General features: G+C 72.5%; 11 protein-coding genes. 9 read left to right on the top strand and 2 right to left on the bottom strand.

The genetic code is table 11. From position 1 onward, the window contains the following. Window positions 1-130: 130 nt before the first annotated feature. From OG899_RS06065 to OG899_RS06025, 9 genes are all read left to right on the top strand, one after another. Window positions 131-5,647 carry a HAMP domain-containing protein gene (locus OG899_RS06065; protein WP_189343424.1) on the top strand — a complete coding sequence of 1,839 codons (5,517 nt, stop codon included), beginning with the start codon at window positions 131-133 and terminating at the stop codon, window positions 5,645-5,647. 322 nt (window positions 5,648-5,969) lie between these two features. Beyond that, on the top strand, window positions 5,970-6,647 hold the full coding sequence (locus OG899_RS06060) for a two-component system response regulator (protein ID WP_125498196.1): 678 nt from the start codon (window positions 5,970-5,972) through the stop codon (window positions 6,645-6,647). Window positions 6,648-6,850: 203 nt separating this feature from the next. Next, a complete protein-coding gene (locus OG899_RS06055; RefSeq protein WP_125498195.1) occupies window positions 6,851-9,787 on the top strand; it encodes a DNA translocase FtsK in 2,937 nt (978 codons plus the stop codon). Window positions 9,788-10,187: 400 nt separating this feature from the next. After that, a complete protein-coding gene (locus OG899_RS06050; RefSeq protein ID WP_125498194.1) occupies window positions 10,188-11,033 on the top strand; it encodes a RodZ domain-containing protein in 846 nt (281 codons plus the stop codon). Between the two features lie 102 nt (window positions 11,034-11,135). After that, window positions 11,136-12,605: a 30S ribosomal protein S12 methylthiotransferase RimO gene (rimO, locus tag OG899_RS06045; RefSeq protein WP_125498193.1), complete on the top strand. Its 1,470-nt coding sequence runs from the start codon at window positions 11,136-11,138 to the stop codon at window positions 12,603-12,605. Continuing rightward, window positions 12,602-13,369, top strand: a complete 768-nt coding sequence (gene pgsA, locus OG899_RS06040) for a CDP-diacylglycerol--glycerol-3-phosphate 3-phosphatidyltransferase (protein WP_125498192.1) — start codon at window positions 12,602-12,604, stop codon at window positions 13,367-13,369. Before rimO ends, pgsA begins: the two co-directional genes overlap by 4 nt. Then, window positions 13,366-13,911, top strand: a complete 546-nt coding sequence (locus OG899_RS06035; protein WP_125498191.1) for a CinA family protein — start codon at window positions 13,366-13,368, stop codon at window positions 13,909-13,911. Before pgsA ends, OG899_RS06035 begins: the two co-directional genes overlap by 4 nt. A 109-nt stretch (window positions 13,912-14,020) precedes the next feature. Further along, on the top strand, window positions 14,021-14,401 hold the full coding sequence (locus OG899_RS06030; protein ID WP_125498190.1) for a helix-turn-helix domain-containing protein: 381 nt from the start codon (window positions 14,021-14,023) through the stop codon (window positions 14,399-14,401). A 339-nt stretch (window positions 14,402-14,740) separates the two neighbouring features. Continuing rightward, window positions 14,741-15,298 (top strand): hypothetical protein, encoded by a 558-nt coding sequence (locus OG899_RS06025; RefSeq protein WP_168130792.1) that lies wholly within the window; start codon window positions 14,741-14,743, stop codon window positions 15,296-15,298. Between the two features lie 21 nt (window positions 15,299-15,319). Here the strand turns inward: OG899_RS06025 and OG899_RS06020 are convergent, their stop codons facing one another. Together OG899_RS06020 and OG899_RS06015 are read right to left on the bottom strand one after the other, a co-directional pair. Continuing rightward, a complete protein-coding gene (locus OG899_RS06020) occupies window positions 15,320-16,165 on the bottom strand; it encodes a DNA-formamidopyrimidine glycosylase family protein (protein WP_125498188.1) in 846 nt (281 codons plus the stop codon). Window positions 16,166-16,204: 39 nt separating this feature from the next. Then, window positions 16,205-21,130 (bottom strand): ATP-dependent helicase, encoded by a 4,926-nt coding sequence (locus OG899_RS06015; RefSeq protein ID WP_125498187.1) that lies wholly within the window; start codon window positions 21,128-21,130, stop codon window positions 16,205-16,207. Between the last annotated feature and the right edge of the window lie 98 nt (window positions 21,131-21,228).

Below are 21,228 nucleotides of genomic sequence, written 5' to 3'. Positions count from 1 at the left end.
GCGAGGCGCCCGGCGGGGCAGCAGCCCCCGGCGGCCCGGTCGCACCGGCGACGGCAGAGCGGATGCCGGTACCACCATGCCGTGATACCGGGGCACAGCAGTAACGGTCGATCCCTGCGGGAGGGACACAGTGGAGTCTGGCGCAGCGACGCGGGGCACGAGGACGCGCGCGAGGAGCGGACCGTCCGGTCAGTCCCCGAGCAGCAGGCGCACGCCGCGCGGCAGGACCACCACGGTGGACACCGCCGCGCTGAACAGGTTGCTGGCCGCCCTGGAGGCGATGCGGGACGGGAACTTCCGCAAGCGGCTGACGGTGTCCGGGGACGGCGTGATGGCGGAGATCGCCGCCGTCTTCAACGAGGTCGCCGACCGGAATCTGCACCTGACCGGTGAGCTGGCGCGGGTGCGGCGCATGGTGGGGCGTGACGGAAAGCTCACGGAGCGGCTGGAGGCGGGGGCCAGCGAGGGGTCCTGGGCGACGGCGATCGAGGACTGCAACGCCCTCGTCGACGATCTGGTCCGGCCCGTCTCCGAGGTCGGGCGGGTGCTGTCCGCGGTCGCGGAGGGCGATCTGTCCCCGCGGATGGAGCTGCGTACCCCGGGTCCCGCGGGGCATCCGCTGCGCGGGGAGTTCCTCAAGGTCGGGCGGACGGTCAACAACCTGGTCGATCAGCTGTCGACGTTCACCGACGAGGTCACGCGGGTGGCCAGCGAGGTGGGCACCGAGGGCAAGCTGGGCGGGCAGGCGCGGGTACGCGGGCTGTCCGGGTCGTGGAAGGACCTGACGGACTCCGTCAACATGATGGCGTCCCGGCTGACGGACCAGGTGCGGGACATCGCGCTGGTGACGACGGCGGTCGCCAAGGGCGATCTGTCGCGGAAGGTGACCGTGCAGGTCGCCGGCGAGATGCTGGAGCTGAAGAACACCGTCAACACGATGGTGGACCAGCTGTCCGCGTTCTCCTCCGAGGTGACCAGGGTCGCCCGGGAGGTGGGCACGGACGGCATCCTCGGCGGTCAGGCGCATGTGCCGGGGGTGGCCGGCACGTGGAAGGAGCTCACCGACTCGGTGAACCTGATGGCCGGGAACCTCACGGCGCAGGTGCGCGGCATCGCCCAGGTCACCACGGCGGTCGCCAACGGTGATCTGTCGCAGAAGGTGACCGTCCCGGCGCGCGGCGAGGTCGCGCGGCTGGCCGAGACGATCAACCAGATGACGGAGACGCTGCGGATCTTCGCGGACGAGGTCACGCGGGTGGCCAACGAGGTCGGCGCGGAGGGCCGGCTGGGCGGCCAGGCGAACGTCCCGGGGGTCGCGGGCACCTGGAAGGACCTGACGGACTCCGTGAACACGGTGTTCCGGAACCTGACCACGCAGGTGCGGGACATCGCCGCGGTGACGACGGCGGTGGCCAACGGTGATCTGTCGCAGAAGGTCACCGTGGACGTGGCCGGCGAGATGCTGGAGCTGAAGAACACCGTCAACGGCATGGTGGACCAGCTGTCCGCGTTCGGTGCCGAGGTGACGCGCGTTGCGCGGGAGATCGGGGTCGAGGGCGAGCTGGGCGGCCAGGCGCAGGTGCCGGGCGCGGCCGGTGCGTGGAAGGACCTGACGGACTCGGTCAACACCGCCTTCCGCAACCTGACCGGTCAGGTGCGGAACATCGCGCAGGTGACGACGGCGGTGGCCAACGGTGATCTGTCGCAGAAGGTCACCGTGGACGTCTCCGGCGAGATGCTCCAACTGAAGAACACCGTGAACACGATGGTGGACCAGCTGTCGTCCTTCGCGGACCAGGTCATCCGGATCTCCCGGGACGTGGGCACGGAGGGCCGGCTGGGCGGTCAGGCCCGGGTGGACGGAGTGTCGGGCACCTGGAAGGAGCTGACCGACTCCGTCAACTTCATGGCGGAGAACCTCACCTCGCAGGTGCGGCAGATCGCCCAGGTGACGACGGCGGTGGCGCGCGGTGATCTGTCGCAGAAGATCGACGTGGACGCGCGCGGGGAGTTCCTGGAGCTGAAGAACACCATCAACACGATGGTCGACCAGCTCTCCGCGTTCGCCGACCAGGTCACGCGGGTGGCGCACGAGGTGGGCACCGAGGGCCGGCTGGGCGGTCAGGCGCAGGTGCCGGGCGTGGCCGGTGTGTGGCGGGACCTGACCGACTCCGTCAACGGCATGGCCGGCAACCTCACCGCCCAGGTGCGCAACATCGCGCAGGTCGCCACGGCGGTGGCGCGCGGTGATCTGTCGCAGAAGATCACCGTGGACGCCCGCGGGGAGATCCTCGAGCTGAAGAACACGCTGAACACGATGGTGGACCAGCTGTCGTCGTTCGCCGAGGAGGTCACGCGGGTGGCCCGGGAGGTGGGCACCGAAGGCATCCTGGGCGGCCAGGCGAAGGTCGAGGGGGTCTCGGGCACCTGGAAGGACCTGACCCAGTCGGTCAACGGCATGGCGAACAACCTCACCATGCAGGTCCGCAACATCGCCGAGGTCACCACGGCCGTCGCCAAGGGCGACCTGTCGAAGAAGATCACGGTCGATGCCAAGGGCGAGATCCTGGAGCTGGTGACCACCGTGAACACGATGGTGGACCAGCTGTCGTCGTTCGCCGAGCAGGTCACGCGGGTGGCGCGCGAGGTGGGCACCGAGGGCATCCTGGGCGGCCAGGCGCACGTGCCGGGCGTGGTCGGCATCTGGAAGGACCTCAGCGACAACGTCAACCTGATGGCCAACAACCTGACCATGCAGGTGCGCAACATCTCGCAGGTCGCCGCGGCGGTGGCCAACGGTGATCTGACGCGGACGGTGACGATCGAGGCGCGCGGCGAGGTCGCGCAGCTCGCGGACACCTTCAACACCATGGTCAAGACGCTGAGTTCGTTCGCGGACCAGGTCACCAAGGTGGCCCGTGAGGTCGGCACGGACGGCATCCTCGGCGGACAGGCCTATGTGCCGGGGGTGGCCGGCACCTGGAAGGACCTGACCGAGTCGGTGAACCAGATGGCGTCCAACCTGACCGGTCAGGTGCGCAACATCGCCATGGTCACCACCGCCATCGCCAAGGGCGACCTGACGAAGAAGATCGACATCGACGCCCGCGGGGAGATCCTGGAGCTGAAGACGACCATCAACACGATGGTCGACCAGCTGTCGTCGTTCGCCGAGGAGGTCACGCGGGTCGCCCGGGAGGTGGGCACCGAGGGCCAGCTCGGCGGGCAGGCGCGGGTGCGGGACGTGGACGGCACCTGGCGGGACCTGACGGAGTCCGTGAACGAGATGGCCGGGAACCTGACCCGGCAGGTGCGTGCCATCGCGCGGGTGGCCTCCGCGGTGACGCGCGGAGACCTGGAGCTGCAGATCGACGTCGACGCCTCCGGCGAGATCAAGGAGCTGCAGGACTCCATCAACAAGATGATCTCGAACCTGCGCGACACCACGATCGCGAACAAGGAGCAGGACTGGCTCAAGGGCAACCTGGCCCGGATCTCGGCGCTGATGCAGGGCCGCCGGGACCTGGAGGACGTGGCCTCGCTGATCATGACGGAGCTGACGCCGGTGGTCTCCGCGCAGCACGGTGCGTTCTTCGTGGCGATGCCGCCGGCCGACGACACGGAGCTGGGCGGCGACGGGGACGCCTACGAGCTGCGGATGCTGGGCTCCTACGGCTACTCGGTGGGCTCGATGCCGACGTCGTTCCGGCCCGGTGAGGGCCTGATCGGGACGGCGGCCAAGGAGAAGCGCACGATCCTGGTGGACCAGGCGCCCAGCGGGTACCTGAAGATCTCCTCCGGGCTCGGCGAGGCGCCGCCCGCGCAGGTGATCGTGCTGCCGGTGCTGTTCGAGGGCAAGGTGCTCGGTGTGATCGAGTTGGCCTCGTTCACGCCGTTCACGCAGATCCAGAGGGACTTCCTCAACCAGATCGCGGAGATGATCGCCACCAGCGTCAACACCATCTCCGTCAACACCAAGACCGAGCAGCTGCTCAAGCAGTCGCAGGAGCTGACCGAGCAGCTGCGGCTGCGGTCGGAGGAGCTGGAGCAGCGGCAGCTGGCGCTGCAGGCGTCCAACGCCGAACTGGAGGAGAAGGCCGAGCTGCTGGCCCAGCAGAACCGGGACATCGAGGCGAAGAACTCCGAGATCGAGGAGGCCCGCCAGGTCCTGGAGGAGCGGGCGGAACAGCTGGCCGTGTCCATGCGGTACCGCAGCGAGTTCCTGGCGAACATGTCGCACGAGCTGCGGACGCCGCTGAACTCGCTGCTGATCCTGGCCAAGCTGCTCGCCGACAACGCCGAGGGGAATCTGTCGCCGAAGCAGGTGGAGTTCGCCGAGACGATCCACGGCGCCGGTTCCGACCTGCTGCAGCTGATCAACGACATCCTGGACCTGTCGAAGGTCGAGGCGGGCAAGATGGACGTCTCCCCGACGCGCATCGCGCTCGTGCAGCTCATCGACTACGTGGAGGCCACCTTCCGGCCGCTGACCGCGGAGAAGGGCCTGGATCTGTCGGTGCGGGTGTCGCCGGAGCTGCCGGCCACGCTGCACACCGACGAGCAGCGGCTGCTGCAGGTGCTGCGCAATCTGCTGTCGAACGCGGTGAAGTTCACCGACTCCGGTTCGGTGGAGCTGGTCATCCGCCCGGCCCGGGACGACGTGCCGCAGGCCATCAGGGAGCAGCTGCTGGAGGCCGGTTCGCTCACCGACCCGGACGCGGAGATGATCGCGTTCTCGGTCACCGACACCGGCATCGGCATCGCGGCCAGCAAGATGCGGGTGATCTTCGAGGCGTTCAAGCAGGCGGACGGCACCACCAGCCGCAAGTACGGCGGCACGGGTCTCGGGCTGTCCATCTCCCGGGAGATCGCGCAGCTGCTCGGCGGTGAGATCCACGCGCAGAGCGAACCGGGCCGCGGCTCGACCTTCACGCTGTATCTGCCGCTGCACCCGGGCGATCTGCCGCCGCAGGGCTACCAGCAGCCGGGGTCCGCGCTGGAGTCGGACGAACGCGTGGCCGCGGAGCCGGAGCAGTCGGAGCTGTCCGAGCTGTCGTCCGGTCAGGTCGAGACGCCGGCCGAGGTCAGGTCGTACCAGGAGGCACAGTCCGGTGCGGCGGCCCTGTTCCGGCGCCGCCGCCGGTCCCTGTCGGCCGCCGAGCAGGCGGAGGGGCAGGCCGAGGACGGGACGGGCGCGGACCGGCTGCCGGACCGGGCGGGCGTGGCGGCCGACGCCGACAGCCGGGAACAGTGGCACCGGGACGTCCGGTTCGGCGGGGAGAAGGTGCTGATCGTCGACGACGACATCCGCAATGTGTTCGCGCTGACCAGCGTCCTGGAGCAGCACGGGCTGTCCGTTCTGTACGCGGAGAACGGCCGCGAGGGCATCGAGGTGCTGGAGCAGCACGACGATGTGGCGGTCGTCCTGATGGACATCATGATGCCCGAGATGGACGGGTATGCGACGACCACCGCGATCCGCAGGATGCCGCAGTTCGCCGATCTGCCGATCATCGCGCTGACCGCGAAGGCGATGAAGGGCGACCGGGAGAAGGCGCTGGAGTCGGGGGCCTCCGACTACGTCACCAAGCCGGTCGACCCCGACCATCTGCTGGGTGTGATGGAGAAGTGGATGCGAGGGGAGTGACGGTGCGGGCCGGGATCCCCGGGGGCCACGGGGTCCGCGGCGGGTGCCGGCCGGTGCGCGACGTGGTGAACTTGTCGAGACGAGGTGCACGTTGTCGTGGTCGGGTGCGGGAACGGGGGAACCTTCCCGTCGTCTGCCGCGTTTCTGCTACGTGCACAGTGACATCGCGGTGACAGGGTGTGGCGACAGGCGGGGTGCGGCTACGATGACCGGCACAAGGACGGGCGGCGCAAGGGAGTCGTCCCCTGGGGCGGCATCCGCCGGTGTCGTTCCAGGTCCTGCGGACAGGGGAGGCCCCAAGCCGGGGCGAGGAGGGCGGGCCATGGTGCAGAAGGCCAAGATCCTCCTGGTCGATGACCGGCCGGAGAATCTGCTGGCGCTGGAGGCCATCCTCTCTGCGCTCGATCAGACGCTGGTCCGGGCATCGTCCGGGGAAGAAGCGCTCAAAGCACTGCTCACGGACGACTTCGCGGTCATCCTGCTCGACGTCCAGATGCCGGGCATGGACGGTTTCGAGACGGCCGCGCACATCAAGCGGCGGGAGAGGACCCGGGACATCCCGATCATCTTCCTCACCGCGATCAACCACGGCCCGCATCACACCTTCCGCGGCTACGCTGCGGGTGCGGTCGACTACATCTCCAAGCCGTTCGACCCGTGGGTGCTGCGGGCGAAGGTGTCGGTCTTCGTCGACCTGTACATGAAGAACTGCCAGTTGAAGGAGCAGGCGGCCCTGCTCCGGCTGCAACTGGAAGGCGGCAAGGGCGGCGTCGGCGAGGGCAAGGAGTCCGCGGGACTGCTCGCGGAGCTGTCCGCCCGGCTGGCCGCGGTGGAGGAACAGGCCGAGGCCCTGTCCAAGCAGCTGAACGAGGAGTCCGCCGACGCGGCGGCGGTCGCCACGGCAGCCCACCTGGAACGCAAGCTGACGGGTCTGCGCCGCGCCCTGGACGCCCTGGAGCCGGGCACCGGGGGCGCTTCGTCGGTGCCCTCCCAGAGCTGACGGCCGCGCAGCGGGCCGGGCGCCACGACCGAGGCGTCACGTCCGCCGGCGCGGCTGTTGTCTGCCCGCCCCCGGTGCGGTGACCGCCCGAGGCGGCCGACGGGGCTGAGGGAGCGTCAGCGGCCCTCAGAAGAACACGACACGAACGGGTGAAGCAGTGGGCACACGTGTCCGCTGTGCTCTCCGGCGGTAACCTCACACCCATGGCCTCACGTCCCTCCGCAGCCAAGAAGCCGCCGGCGAAGAAGGCGGCCGCTCCCGCGAAGGCTCCGGCGAAGAAGGCCGCTGCGAAGAAGGCCCCGGCCAGGAAGGCGCCGGCGAAGAAGACCCCCGCGAAGAAGGCGCCCGCCAGGAAGGCCGCGGCGAGCAAGCCCGCGCCGAATCCGACCGGCGGCCTGTTCCGCCTGGTGCGTGCCCTGTGGCTGGGGCTCGCCCACGCCGTCGGTGCACTGCTGAGAAGCGTGGGCAGGGGCGCCAAGAACCTCGATCCCGCGCACCGCAAGGACGGCATCGCGCTGCTGCTGCTCGCCGCCGCCCTGATCGTCGCCGCCGGCACCTGGGCCGACCTGCGCGGACCGGTGGGGGACCTGGTCGAGATCCTGGTCACCGGAGCCTTCGGGCGGCTGGATCTGCTGGTGCCCGTGCTGCTCGCGGTGATCGCCGTGCGCTACATCCGGCATCCGGAAAAACCCGAGGCCAACGGCCGGATCGTCATCGGGCTGAGCGCGCTGGTCCTCGGCGTGCTCGGGCAGGTGCACATCGCCTGCGGCTCGCCGGCCCGCAGCGACGGCATGCGGGCGATAAGGGACGCCGGCGGCCTGATCGGCTGGGGCGCGGCGACCCCGCTGACCTTCGCCCTGGGCGAGGTGCTGGCCGTTCCGCTGCTGGTGCTGCTCACCGTCTTCGGGCTGCTGGTCGTCACCGCCACACCGGTCAACGCGATCCCGCAGCGGCTGCGGCAGCTCGGCGTGAAGCTCGGTGTGCTGTCCGACCCGGAGGAGTCCGGGCCGTACACCGAGGACGACGTGCGGTACGAGGAGCAGTGGCGCGAGGCCCTGTCCACGTCCGCGCCCCCGCGCCGGCGCCGGGGCGCCGCGCAGGGCCAGGACCCGGAGGCGGCCGAGCAGGAGGCCCTGGCCAAACGGCGTGGCCGGCCCCGGCGTTCGGCCGTGCCGCAGCCGGAGGTGGGGCGGCAGATGGACGCCGTGGACGTCGCCGCCGCTGCCGCCGCCGCGCTCGACGGCGCGGTGCTGCACGGCATGCCGCCGTCCCCGGTCGTCGCCGACCTCACCCAGGGCGTCGGCGTGGCCGATCGCGCCACCGCTCCCGTCCCGGCCGCCCGGCCCGAGCGGGACCGTCCCGCGGCGCGGCCCGCGTCCGGGACCGGCGTTCAATCCGAGCGCGAAACCGGCGCGGAGACCGGGACCGAGGCCGGGGCGCAGTCCGTGCCGGCCCGCGGCGCGGAGACCGCAGCGGCGCCCCCCGCGCCCGCACGGCCCACCGGCGGCACGCCCGAACGCACCAGGACGCTCCCGGACCCCGCCCGGCCCGTCCCGGACCTCACCAAGCCCGTCCCGGATGTGACGAAACCGGTCCCCGACCTGACCAAGGCCCCGCCGGCCGAGAGCCGGGAGGTGCCGCCGCGCGCCGAGCAGCTGCAGCTTGCCGGCGACATCACCTACGCCCTGCCGCCCCTGGACCTGCTGCGCCGGGGCGGCCCGGGCAAGGAGCGCAGCGCCGCCAACGACGCCATCGTGAACGCGCTGACCACCGTCTTCACCGAGTTCAAGGTCGACGCACGGGTCACCGGCTTCACCCGCGGCCCGACGGTCACGCGGTACGAGGTCGAGCTGGGCCCCGCCGTGAAGGTCGAGCGGATCACCGCGCTGACGAAGAACATCGCCTACGCGGTCGCCAGCCCGGATGTGCGGATCATCAGCCCGATCCCCGGAAAGTCCGCGGTGGGCATCGAGATCCCCAACACCGACCGCGAGATGGTCAACCTCGGGGACGTGCTGCGCCTGGCGGAGGCCGCAGAGGAGGACCATCCGATGCTGGTCGCGCTCGGCAAGGACGTCGAGGGCGGCTATGTGATGGCCAACATCGCGAAGATGCCGCACATCCTCGTCGCCGGCGCCACCGGCTCCGGCAAGTCGTCCTGCATCAACTGCCTGATCACTTCGGTGATGATGCGGGCCACGCCGGAGGACGTGCGGATGGTCCTGGTCGACCCCAAGCGGGTCGAGCTGACCGCCTACGAGGGCATCCCGCACCTGATCACGCCGATCATCACCAACCCCAAGCGGGCCGCCGAGGCGCTGCAGTGGGTGGTGCGCGAGATGGACCTGCGGTACGACGACCTGGCCGCCTACGGGTTCCGGCACATCGACGACTTCAACGCGGCGGTGCGCAGCGGAAAGGTCACGGCGCCCCCCGGCAGCGAGCGGGAGCTCCAGCCCTACCCGTACCTGCTGGTGATCGTGGACGAGCTGGCCGACCTGATGATGGTCGCTCCGCGGGACGTGGAGGACGCCATCGTGCGCATCACGCAGCTGGCGCGTGCGGCCGGCATCCACCTGGTGCTGGCCACGCAGCGGCCGTCGGTGGACGTCGTCACCGGTCTGATCAAGGCGAACGTGCCCTCCCGGCTGGCCTTCGCGACCTCCTCGCTGGCCGACAGCCGGGTCATCCTCGACCAGCCCGGCGCCGAGAAGCTCATCGGCAAGGGCGACGGGCTGTTCCTGCCGATGGGGGCGAACAAGCCGGTGCGCATGCAGGGCGCCTTCGTCACCGAGGAGGAGGTCGCCGCCGTCGTGAGGCACTGCAAGGAGCAGATGGCGCCGGTCTTCCGGGACGACGTGCTGACGGGCAGCAAGCAGAAGAAGGAGATCGACGAGGACATCGGCGACGACCTCGACCTGCTGTGCCAGGCGGCGGAGCTGGTGATCTCCACCCAGTTCGGCTCCACCTCCATGCTCCAGCGCAAGCTGCGCGTGGGCTTCGCGAAGGCCGGGCGGCTGATGGACCTGATGGAGTCCCGGAACATCGTCGGCCCCAGCGAGGGGTCCAAGGCGCGCGAGGTGCTGGTCAAGCCGGACGACCTGGACAGCGTGCTCGCCACGCTCCGGGGCGAGGCGTAGGGCCCGGCGACGGATGCTGCGACCGGGGCGGGGCGGACGCTGGGCACCCGGGCGGACGCTGGGCACCCGGGCGGGCGGGGGAGTGCGTCTGTCGCCCGCCCGCCCGGGCCGTATCGGGTGCCGTCCGCGGCGCGGGCCGTATCGGGGGCCATCCGCGGCGCGGGCCGTACCGATTCCGACGGGCGGGCGAGGGCGGGCAACCCTTTGCGCCGGCTGTTCGTCAAGGTGGACACAGGGCACGGTGCCGGACTCCCGTGGCGGGTCCGGCACCTGTCCCACCATCGGATTGTCCGGCCATTCCGATGGCGTACAAAGTGCTACCGCCGGGTCGCTCCCTCCTGTGCTCCGCCCCTAGACTGAACGTCCAGCACAGGCGGCTACACGCTCGAAAGGCGCCCCCGTGTCCATCGGCAACTCCCCTGAAGACGAGCGTCCGTTCGAAGACGTTTCCGAGGAAGCCCGCCCCTCCATCGGCCGTGTCCTGAAAGATGCGCGCCTCGCTGCCGGCCTGACCGTCGACCAGGTCAGCGCCGCCACCCGGATCCGCAACGCCATCGTGCGCGCCATCGAGGCCGACGACTTCGCCCCCTGCGGCGGCGACGTCTACGCCCGCGGGCACATCCGGACCCTGGCCCGCGCCGTGCACCTCGATCCCGCCGAGCTGCTCGCGCAGTACGACGCCGAGCACGGCGGCCGCCCGGCCCCGACCCCCGCCGCCCCGCTGTTCGAGGCGGAACGTATCCGCCCGGAACGGCGCGGGCCCAACTGGACCGCGGCCATGGTCGCGGCCATCGTGGTCGTCATCGGCTTCGTCGGCTTCACCGCCGTCAAGGGAACGGGCGGCGGCGACAGCGACGCCCGGACACAGGTCGCCGAGGGCTCCACGCCCTCCGCCGGCGCGTCCGACACGCCGGCGCCGCAGCACAGCAAATCCGCCGACCACAAGGCCGCTCCGTCCGAGAGCGCCATCGCGGCCGCGCCCCAGGACAAGGTGACCGTGCGGATCAGCGCCCCGAACGGGCGCAGCTGGATCTCCGCCAAGGACCACAACGGCCGCATGCTCTTCGACGGGCTGCTGAACAAGGGCGAGTCGAAGACCTTCCAGGACAACTCCCGCATCGACCTCGTCCTCGGCGACGCCGGCGCGGTCCGGCTGTGGGTCAACGGCAAGAAGATCGAGGACCAGTTCCAGCCGGGTGCCGTCGAGCGCCTCACCTACACCAAGGGCGACCCGCAGGCCGGATAGGGACCCGTCCGGAGACGGGCGGACGCGTGACGAAGGGGTTGGTCCTGCTCGGGCCAACCCCTTCGACGTGGGCTGTCGCCGGAACGAAGTAGTCTTGAGCCCATGCCTGAACGCCGTACCGTCGCACTCGTCACTCTCGGCTGCGCCCGCAACGAGGTGGACTCGGAGGAGCTCGCAGGCCGTTTGGAGGCGGACGGCTGGCAGCTCGTCAAGGACGCCGCGGAGGCGGACGTCGCCGTGGTCAACACCTGCGGCTTCGTGGAGGCCGCCAAGAAGGACTCCGTGGACGCCCTGCTGGAGGCCAGCGACCTGAAGGGCAACGGCAGAACCAAGGCCGTCGTCGCGGTCGGCTGCATGGCCGAGCGGTACGGCAAGGAACTCGCCGAGGCACTGCCCGAGGCGGACGGCGTGCTCGGCTTCGACGACTACGCGGACATCTCCGACCGCCTGCAGACCATCCTCAGCGGCGGCATCCACGCCCCGCACACGCCGCGCGACCGGCGCAAGCTGCTCCCGATCAGCCCGGTGGAGCGCCAGCAGGCCAAGGCGGACGTCGTCATTCCGGGCCACGGCCCGGCCGACCTGCCCGAGGGCGTCGCCCCGGCCTCCGGCCCGCGTGCACCCCTGCGCCGCCGCCTGGACGGCTCCCCGGTCGCCTCGGTCAAGCTGGCCTCCGGCTGCGACCGGCGCTGCTCTTTCTGCGCCATCCCCTCCTTCCGGGGCTCCTTCGTCTCCCGCCGCCCCTCGGACGTGCTGAACGAGACCAGGTGGCTGGCCGAGCAGGGCGTCAAGGAGGTCATGCTGGTCTCCGAGAACAACACGTCCTACGGCAAGGACCTCGGCGACATCCGGCTGCTGGAGTCCCTGCTGCCCGAGCTGGCCGCGGTCGACGGCATCGAGCGGATCCGGGTCAGCTACCTGCAGCCGGCCGAGATGCGCCCCGGCCTCATCGACGTGCTGACCGGCACCGAGAAGGTCGCCCCGTACTTCGACCTGTCCTTCCAGCACTCCGCGCCCGGCGTGCTGCGCGCCATGCGCCGCTTCGGCGACACCGACCGCTTCCTCCAGCTGCTGGACACCATCCGCTCCAAGGCGCCCGAGGCCGGTGTGCGCTCCAACTTCATCGTCGGCTTCCCCGGCGAGACCGAGGACGACCTGGCCGAACTGGAACGGTTCCTCGACGCGGCGCGGCTGGACGCCATCGGTGTCTTCGGCTACTCCGACGAGGAGGGCACCGAGGCGGCCGGATTCGACGGCAAGCTGGACGAGGACGTCGTCGCCGAACGGCTGGAGCGGGTGACCCGGCTGGCCGAGGAACTCGTCTCGCAGCGGGCCGAGGAACGCATCGGGGAGACGGTGCGGGTACTCGTGGAGTCCGTGGACGACGAGGAGGGCGTTCTCGGCCGTGCCGCGCACCAGGCGCCCGAGACGGACGGGCAGGTGCTGCTGACCGGTGCCGAGACGGTCCGCGTCGGTGAGATGGTCGAGGCGAAGGTGACCGGCGCGCAGGGCGTGGACCTGGTGGCGCAGCCGCTGCCGGGCGCCCTCGGGCGTGAGGAGGCGGGCAGATGACCGGAGTCCCGGCGTCCGCGGCGGGCGGCCCCACCGGCGCACGAGGGGCGGCCTCGGGCCGCACCGGCGCGGACGGGACCTCCGGTGCCGCAGCGGGTGGAGGCGACCGTGGGGCGCAGGAGCCGGCCGTCGGCAGGCCCGCACGTGGCGGGAAGATCGCGGCGGCGGCCGTGAACCAGGCCAGCGTGTGGAACGTGGCGAACCTGCTGACCATGCTGCGGCTGCTGCTGGTGCCCGCCTTCGTGCTGCTGATGCTGGCCGACGGGGGGTACGACCCGGCATGGCGGTCGTTCGCCTGGGCGGCCTTCGCCATCGCCATGATCACCGACCTGTTCGACGGCCACCTGGCCAGGACGTACAACCTGGTCACCGACTTCGGCAAGATCGCCGACCCGATCGCCGACAAAGCGATCATGGGGGCGGCCCTCATCTGCCTGTCCGCACTCGGTGACCTGCCCTGGTGGGTGACGGGGGTGATCCTCGGCCGCGAACTGGGCATCACGCTGCTGCGCTTCCTGGTGATCCGCTACGGCGTCATCCCCGCCAGCCGCGGCGGCAAGCTGAAGACGCTCACCCAGGGCGTGGCCGTCGGGATGTACGTGCTGGCGCTGACCGGATGGCTGGCGACCTTGCGCTTCTGGGTCATGGCGGTGGCCGTGGTGCTGACCGTCGTGACCGGGCTGGACTATGTGAGACAGGCCATGGTGCTGCGCCGGCGGGGAATCGCCGAGCGCGGGGCCGCGTTGGAGGAGTCGCGAGGGTGAGTGCACCGGCCGCCGAGGTCGTCCGGCTGCTCAAGGACAGGGGCGAGACGGTCGCCGTCGCCGAGTCGCTGACCGGCGGCCTGGTCGCGGCCGAGATCACCACCGTGCCGGGGGCGTCCGCCGTCTTCCGGGGGTCGGTCACCGCCTACGCCACCGATCTCAAGCACCGGCTGCTGGGGGTGGACGCCACTCTGCTGGCCCAGCGCGGGGCGGTGGATCCGCAGGTGGCGGCCCAGATGGCCGTCGGCGTGCGCAAGGCGCTGGACGCCGACTGGGGCATCGCGACCACGGGTGTCGCCGGACCCGACCCGCAGGACGGCCGACCCGTCGGCACGGTCTTCGTGGCCGTCGCCGGACCCGCCCGCGGGGAAGAAGGGGACGGCTGTGGCGGGAAAACGACCGCATTGCGGTTGAACGGCGGTCGGACGGAAATTCGTATGGAGACTGTACGGAGCGTACTCGCACTGCTTCTGGGGCAGATAGCGGGCGAACAGACCAGGAATGAGCGGGCACAGGATACGGAACGGAACGGGGGGTTTTGATGTTTGCAGCCCTGAGTGAACACGACATCGCTCCCCGCACGGCCGCGGCGCGAGGCGGTACGGTGGGGCGTGATGGATGCGGCTACGCGGTCCGAGGAGGGAGCCACCGATGATTCTGCTCCGTCGCCTGCTGGGTGACGTGCTGCGTCGGCAGCGGCAGCGCCAGGGCCGTACTCTGCGCGAAGTCTCCTCGTCCGCCCGGGTTTCGCTCGGCTATCTCTCCGAGGTGGAGCGGGGGCAGAAGGAGGCTTCCTCCGAACTGCTCTCCGCCATCTGCGACGCGCTGGACGTACGGATGTCCGAGCTGATGCGGGAGGTCAGCGACGAGCTGGCACTCGCCGAGCTGGCCCAGTCCGCCGCGGCGACCGATGCGGTGCCCACGCCGGTGCGTCCGATGCTCGGTTCCGTCTCGGTGACCGGTGTGCCACCGGAACGGGTGACCATCAAGGCCCCCGCCACCGCCGAAGCGGTGGACGTCGTCGCCGCCTGATCCGGCGCGCCCACCCGCCTCCGTCGCGGGTGCCGGCGCCGACCGGGCGGCGCGTGGACCGCGTGCCGTACCGCGTGGCCTGTCCTCGCTTGCGTCGACTCGCCCGCAGTCATGACCGACGAGCCCCGGCCGGGGCTGCTCCTGACGACCCCAGGAGCCCCTGGCCGGGGCTTTCGTTTGTGCCGGCGCTGTCGCAGGGGGATCGTGGAGGCGGGTCGCGTCCCTGGGGCACCCGCGTCAGGAAGCGACCAGTGCGCCTGTGCGTGCATCGGTGCGCCCTCCTGCTGCGCGCGGGCGGCGTTCGGCGTCGGGCAGGAGGTAGGCGTGCGGTTGGGTGCGATGGCAGGGCCGGCGGTGCGCTGGGGGACCGTTGCCGGACTCGGCGCGCTGTGGTGGTGGGCGGTGCTGCGGCTGCTGCTGACGGACGACGCCGGGGTGCTCGAGGGCGCGGTGGCGGCGGGCGGCTGGGGGCTGAGCGTGCTGCCCGTGCACTGCATGCCCCAGAGCGACGAACGCGGCCGCCCGGGCCGCCGCCGCAGGACGGCGGCGCTGATCCGCCGCCGCACGGGTGGTGCGCCGGCAGGCGGTGACGGCGACGGCGGCGACCGGACCGGGTCCGCGACGCGGCCGACTGCCTCTCCTGCCGGTGTCGGCCCCGGTGCAGGGTCGGGTTCTCCTGCCGGTGTCGGTTCCGATGCAGGGCCGGGGGTGGTGTCCGGCGGGCGCGCGGACGGCCCGGCGGCCGGAGAAGGCGGCGGTGCGTCGTTCTGGGCGTCGGGGGGATGGCCGTACGGGCACGGCGGGCACACGCTCACCGCCGGTCAGGGCGGATGGCCGTTCGAGACGGGCGGCGACGGGCCGCCCCGTGCGCCGGACGACGGCTCGGGACCGGTGTGAGCCCGCGCTGCGGGCGCGCGGTCACCTCGTGCTGCGGCGGTGGCGCTCCCGCCACCGCTGCGCGGAACCCGGCGGTGGCGCCGGGCCGCGCTGGCAGACGGGGCACCAGTAGGTGGGGCGCTCCTGGGAGCCGTCGCCCTGGTCGGCCACCCGGAGGGAGGTGCCGCACCGCAGGCAGGGCCGCGGCGCGCGGCCGTACACGAACAGACGCGGCGCACGCAGACCCGTGGTCTGCCGGACCGGACGGTCGCGGTTGGCCTCCAGCAGCTTCTTGGCGAGCCCGGGCAGCCGGGCGGCCTGCTCGGCGGGCAGGGAACCGACGGTCAGCCACGGGGTCACGCCGAGCAGGAAGCACAGCTCGCTCTTGTACACATTGCCGATGCCGGCGAGGACGCGCTGGTCGAGCAGTGCCTCGCCGAGGGGGCGGGCGGGGTCGGCCAGCAGGTTGGCCAGTGCCCGCTCCGGGTCCCAGTCGGCACCGAGCAGGTCCGGGCCGAGATGACCGACGGCCTGCGTCTCCTGCGCGGTGGGCAGCAGCTCCAGCACGGGCAGGCGGTAGCCGACGGCGCTGCGGCCGGCGGTGGCGAGGACGATGCGGATCTGGTGGGCGGGGCCGCCCTTCCAGCGTTCCCCGCTGCCGTACACCTTCCAGGCGCCGTCCATGCGCAGGTGCGTGTGCAGGGTCAGACCGCCCTCGATCCGGGTGAGCAGGTGCTTGCCGCGTGCGACGGTGTCCAGCACGGTCCGGCCGGCCAGATCGACCGTGGCGTACGCCGGCACCCGGAAGTCGCTGCGGGTCAGCACCCGGCCCGCGAGGGCGTCGTGCAACCGCCGCGCTGCCTGCCAGACCGTGTCACCTTCGGGCATGCGTCCAGCGTGACACGCGGCCGGGGCGGACCGCTTCTGTCAGGCACGCAGGCGCAGACCGCGCGGGATGGCGACGAACCCGGCCTCCTCCAGCAGCCTGCCGAGGGGCGAGGTCAGCGCGGAGACGCCGTTGATCTTCTCCACCGTGACCGTGCCGAGCGCTCCGGCACGGGCCGCGTCCGCCAGCGCCTGTGCGGCCGCGCGCAGCCGGGGGTCGTCGCCGGCCTCGGCATCCGGATCCGCGGGCCAGGCCAGCAGGGTCTTGCCGCCGCGTTCCATGTACAGGGCCGGCTCGCCGGCCACCAGCACCACCAGGGAGCCCGCCTTGCGGCCCGGTTTGTGCGCGGCACCGGCCGGCGGCTCGGGCCAGGGCAGGGCGGCGCCGTAGGCGTTGGCGGGGTCGGCGGCGGCCAGCACGATCGCGGAGGGACCGGCGGGACCGGGACGGCCGCGGCGGTCGCCGCCGACGGAGGGGCGGGCGGCGTACGGGACGGCCTCCGCGCCACCGCCGCGCGGGCCGCCGTAGCCGGGGGAGCCGAGATCCTGGGGGAAGACGTCGCCGCCCGGCGCCGTGTCGTCCGGGAACGGCCCTCCCCGGTCGACGGGGGGCGGTGCGCCGGGCATGCCGGACGTGTCGAAGGGCACGGGACCGGGGAAGGCCGGCTGCGGGACGGCACCGGACGGGCCGGCGCCGCCGAAGCCGGTGCCGGGCGGACCCTCCCCGCGTTCCCGGGCCGTGGCCACCGCGCGCAGCCGGTCCACCGCGCCGTCCATCGCGAACTGGGCCGCGCCCAGCCCTTCGACGACATAGCCGCGCCGGGCCTGACCGCTCTCCTCGAAGGCGGACAGGACCCGGTACACGGCCGAGAAACCGCCCTCCACCCCTTCGGCGGCCACCGCGCCTCGGGTGACCACCCCGTGCCGGTCGAGGAGGGTCCGGGCCAGGGCGTGCGCCCGTACGGTGGTGTCGCCGTCCCGGGCGGGCAGCAGGGACCAGCGGCCGGCGACGGTCGGTGGGCCGTTGCGGGAACCGGTGCGTGCCGCCGCGGTCAGGGCTCCGTACCGTCCGCGCGGCACGGCGCGTCGGGCCCGGTGCGCCGTGGAACCGGCGGTGCGGCCCGAGCCCAGCAGGGCGCGCAGCGGGGCGAGCGTGTCGTTGGTGAGCCGGCCGGACCAGGCCAGGTCCCACAGCGCGTCGGCGAGTTGCGGGTCGGTGGCCTCGGGGTGGGTGGTGGCCCGGACTTGGTCGGCGATCTGCCGGAAGAACAGCCCGTAGCCGCCGGAGAGCGTGTCCAGCACCGCCTGGTGCAGCGCCGTCAGCTCCAGCGGCAGCGGGGGCGGCAGCAGCAGCGGGGCGGCGTCCGCCAGATACAGCGAGATCCAGCCGTCCTTGCCGGGCAGCGCCCCGGCGCCCGCCCAGACCACCTCGCCGGCCGCGGTGAGTTCGTCGAGCATCGCGGGCGTGTAGTCGGACACCCGGGACGGCAGCACCAGCTTCTCCAGCGCGGAGGCGGGCACGGACGCGCCCTGCAGCTGCTCCACGGCCCGCACCAGACCGTCGACGCCGCGCAGGCGGTGCCCCGGGCCGACGTGCTGCCACGGGGGCAGGAACTGGGCGAGCGCGGGCGGCGGCACCGGCTCCAGCTCGTGCCGCAGCGCGGCCAGCGAACGCCGTCGCAGCCGGCGCAGCACCGCCGCGTCGCACCACTCCTGTCCGCTGCCCGCCGGATGGAACTCGCCCTGGACGACGCGTCCGGCGGCCGCGAGGCGTTGCAGCGCGCCCTCGGTGACCGCCACGCCCAGACCGAACCGGGCCGCCGCCATGGCCGAGGTGAACGGCCCGTGGGTGCGGGCGTAGCGTGCCAGCAGGTCGCCCAGGGGGTCCTTGACCGGCTCGGTGAAGGCCTCCGGCACCCCGACCGGAAGGGCCGTGCCGAGCGCGTCGCGCAGCCGGCCCGCGTCCTCGACCGCGGCCCAGTGGTCGACGCCGGCGATCCGCACCCGGATGGCCCGGCGGGCACCGGACAGCTCCTCCGCCCAGCCCGCTTCCGCGCCCCGCTCGATCAGCTCGGCGTCGGTGAGGGGGCCGAGGACCCGCAGCACGTCCGCGACGCCCTCGACGTCCTTGACCCGGCGGTCCTCGGTCAGCCACTGCAGCTCCCGCTCCAGTTCGACCAGCACCTCGGCGTCCAGCAGCTCCCGCAGCTCCGCCTGGCCCAGCAGCTCCGCCAGCAGCCTGGAGTCCAGGGACAGCGCGGCGGCCCGGCGCTCGGCGAGCGGGGAGTCGCCCTCGTACAGGAACTGGGCGACGTACCCGAACAGCAGCGAGCGGGCGAAGGGGGACGGCTCCGGGGTGGTGACCTCCACCAGGCGGACCTTGCGGGACTCCACGTCCCCCATCAGCTCCACCAGGCCGGGGACGTCGAACACGTCCTGGAGGCACTCGCGGATCGCCTCCAGCACGATCGGGAACGACCCGAACTCGCTCGCCACCTGCAGCAGCTGCGCGGCCCGCTGCCGCTGCTGCCACAGCGGCGTGCGTCTGCCGGGGTTGCGGCGCGGCAGCAGCAGTGCGCGGGCGGCGCACTCGCGGAAACGGGAGGCGAACAGGGCCGAGCCGCCGACCTGGTCGGTGACGATCTGCTCGATCTCGCCCTTGTCGAAGGCGACGTCCGCCGCGCCGACCGGCGCCTGCTCGGCGTCGTACGCGGCGCCGGTGCGCGCCGGGTCCTGGTCGAGCAGGTCCAGGCCCATCAGGTCGGCGTCGGGCAGCCGCAGCACGATGCCGTCGTCGGCATGCATGACCTGGGCGTCCATGCCGTACCGCTCCGACAGGCGGGCCCCGAGCGCCAGCGCCCACGGGGCGTGCACCTGGGCGCCGAACGGGGAGTGCACCACGACCCGCCAGTCGCCCAGCTCGTCACGGAACCGTTCGACCACGATCGTCCGGTCGTCGGGGACATGACCGCAGGCCTCGCGCTGCTCCTTGAGATACGCCAGGACGTTGTCCGCGGCCCACGCGTCCAGGCCGGCCGTCAGCAGCCTGAGCCGGGCGTCGTCCTCGGGCAGCGAGCCGACCTCGCGCAGGAACGCGCCGACCGCGCGGCCCAGCTCCAGCGGCCGGCCCAGCTGGTCGCCCTTCCAGAACGGCAGTCGGCCCGGCACGCCCGGCGCGGGGGAGACCAGCACCCGGTCGCGGGTGATGTCCTCGATCCGCCAGGACGTGGTGCCCAGCGTGAACACGTCCCCCACGCGGGACTCGTAGACCATCTCCTCGTCCAGCTCGCCGACCCGGCCGCCGCCCTTCTTGGGGTCGGCGCCGGCGAGGAAGACACCGAACAGGCCGCGGTCGGGGATCGTGCCCCCGGAGGTGACGGCCAGCCGCTGCGCGCCGGGCCGGCCGGTGACCGTGCCCGCCACCCGGTCCCACACCACGCGCGGGCGCAGCTCCGCGAACGCGTCGGACGGGTAGCGCCCGGCGAGCATGTCGAGCACGGCGGTGAACGCCGACTCCGGCAGCGACGCGAAGGGCGCCGCCCGGCGCACCAGCGCCAGCAGGTCGTCCACCTGCCAGGTGTCCATGGCCGTCATCGCCACGAGCTGCTGGGCGAGGACGTCCAGCGGGTTGGCGGGCACCTTCAGGGACTCGATGGCACCCGAGCGCATCCGTTCGGTGACCACCGCGGCCTGCACCAGATCGCCCCGGTACTTGGGGAACACCACCCCGCGGGAGACCGCGCCCACCTGGTGGCCCGCGCGGCCCACGCGCTGCAGGCCGGACGCCACCGACGGCGGCGACTCCACCTGGACCACCAGGTCCACGGCGCCCATGTCGATGCCCAGCTCCAGGCTGGAGGTGGCCACCACCGCCGGCAGCCGCCCGGCCTTGAGGTCCTCCTCCACCTGGGCGCGCTGCTCCTTGGAGACCGAGCCGTGGTGGGCGCGCGCCAGGACCGGGGGCGCGCCGTGCGCCGCGCCCGAGTTGCCCATCAGCTCGGCCGGAGCGTGATGTTCCGCGAGGGACTCGCCGGTGGCCCGCTCGTAGGCGATCTCGTTGAGCCGATTGCACAGGCGTTCGGCCAGCCGGCGGGAGTTGGCGAACACGATGGTGGAGCGGTGCGCCTGCACCAGATCGGTGATGCGCTCCTCGACATGCGGCCAGATCGACGGTCGCTCCGCGCCCTCGCCGCCGTCGGTGGCCGGGGAACCGCCGAGCTCGCCCAGGTCCTCGACGGGGACGACGACCGACAGGTCGAACTCCTTGGCCGACGGCGGCTGGACGATCTCCACCTTGCGGCGCGGCGAGAGGAAGCGGGCGACCTCGTCGACCGGGCGGACGGTCGCGGACAGCCCGATGCGCCGGGCCGGCCGCGGCAGCAGCTCGTCCAGCCGTTCCAGGGACAGCGCGAGATGGGCGCCGCGCTTGGTGCCGGCCACCGCGTGCACCTCGTCCAGGATCACCGTCTCCACACCGGTCAGCGCATCGCGTGCGGCCGAGGTCAGCATGAGGAAGAGCGACTCGGGCGTGGTGATCAGGATGTCCGGCGGGCGGGTGGCCAGGGCGCGACGCTCGGCGGCCGGGGTGTCACCGGAGCGGATGCCGACCTTGATGTCCGGCTCGGGCAGGCCCAGGCGGACGGATTCCTGGCGGATGCCGGTCAGGGGGCTGCGCAGATTCCGCTCCACGTCGACGGCCAGGGCCTTGAGCGGGGAGACGTACAGCACACGGCAGCGCTTCTTCGGCTCGGCCGGGGGCGGCGTCGAGGCCAGCCGGTCCAGGGCGGCGAGGAAGGCGGCCAGCGTCTTGCCGGAGCCGGTCGGTGCGACCACCAGCACGTCCGAGCCCTCGGCGATCGCCCGCCACGCGCCCGCCTGGGCCGCGGTGGGCGCGGAGAAGGCCCCCGTGAACCAGCCGCGGGTCGCGGGGGAGAAGCCGTCGAGGGCCTGGTGTGCGTCGCTGACCATGGGTCCATCGTGCACCCGGCCACTGACAATCCGGGGCGGAACGCCCATCGCCACCCAGCTGGCCTGCGCTTTCGCCGGCTTCGCCGGGCCGGACCGCC

Source organism: Streptomyces thermoviolaceus (genome assembly GCF_045209695.1).
GTDB classification, from domain to species: domain Bacteria; phylum Actinomycetota; class Actinomycetes; order Streptomycetales; family Streptomycetaceae; genus Streptomyces; species Streptomyces thermoviolaceus.
Note: the sequence above shows the minus strand (reverse complement) of the source record. Positions and strands in the feature narration are given on the sequence as shown.

Excerpts from the sequence above, each read along its gene's own strand:
- OG899_RS06060 (WP_125498196.1), top strand. The coding sequence starts at position 5,970 with ATGGTGCAGAAGGCCAAGATCCTCCTGGTCGATGACCGGCCGGAGAAT.
- OG899_RS06055 (WP_125498195.1), top strand. The coding sequence starts at position 6,851 with ATGGCCTCACGTCCCTCCGCAGCCAAGAAGCCGCCGGCGAAGAAGGCG.
- rimO (WP_125498193.1), top strand. The coding sequence starts at position 11,136 with ATGCCTGAACGCCGTACCGTCGCACTCGTCACTCTCGGCTGCGCCCGC.
- pgsA (WP_125498192.1), top strand. The coding sequence starts at position 12,602 with ATGACCGGAGTCCCGGCGTCCGCGGCGGGCGGCCCCACCGGCGCACGA.
- OG899_RS06030 (WP_125498190.1), top strand. The coding sequence starts at position 14,021 with ATGATTCTGCTCCGTCGCCTGCTGGGTGACGTGCTGCGTCGGCAGCGG.
- OG899_RS06025 (WP_168130792.1), top strand. The coding sequence starts at position 14,741 with ATGGCAGGGCCGGCGGTGCGCTGGGGGACCGTTGCCGGACTCGGCGCG.
- OG899_RS06020 (WP_125498188.1), bottom strand. The coding sequence starts at position 16,165 with ATGCCCGAAGGTGACACGGTCTGGCAGGCAGCGCGGCGGTTGCACGAC.
- OG899_RS06015 (WP_125498187.1), bottom strand. The coding sequence starts at position 21,130 with ATGGTCAGCGACGCACACCAGGCCCTCGACGGCTTCTCCCCCGCGACC.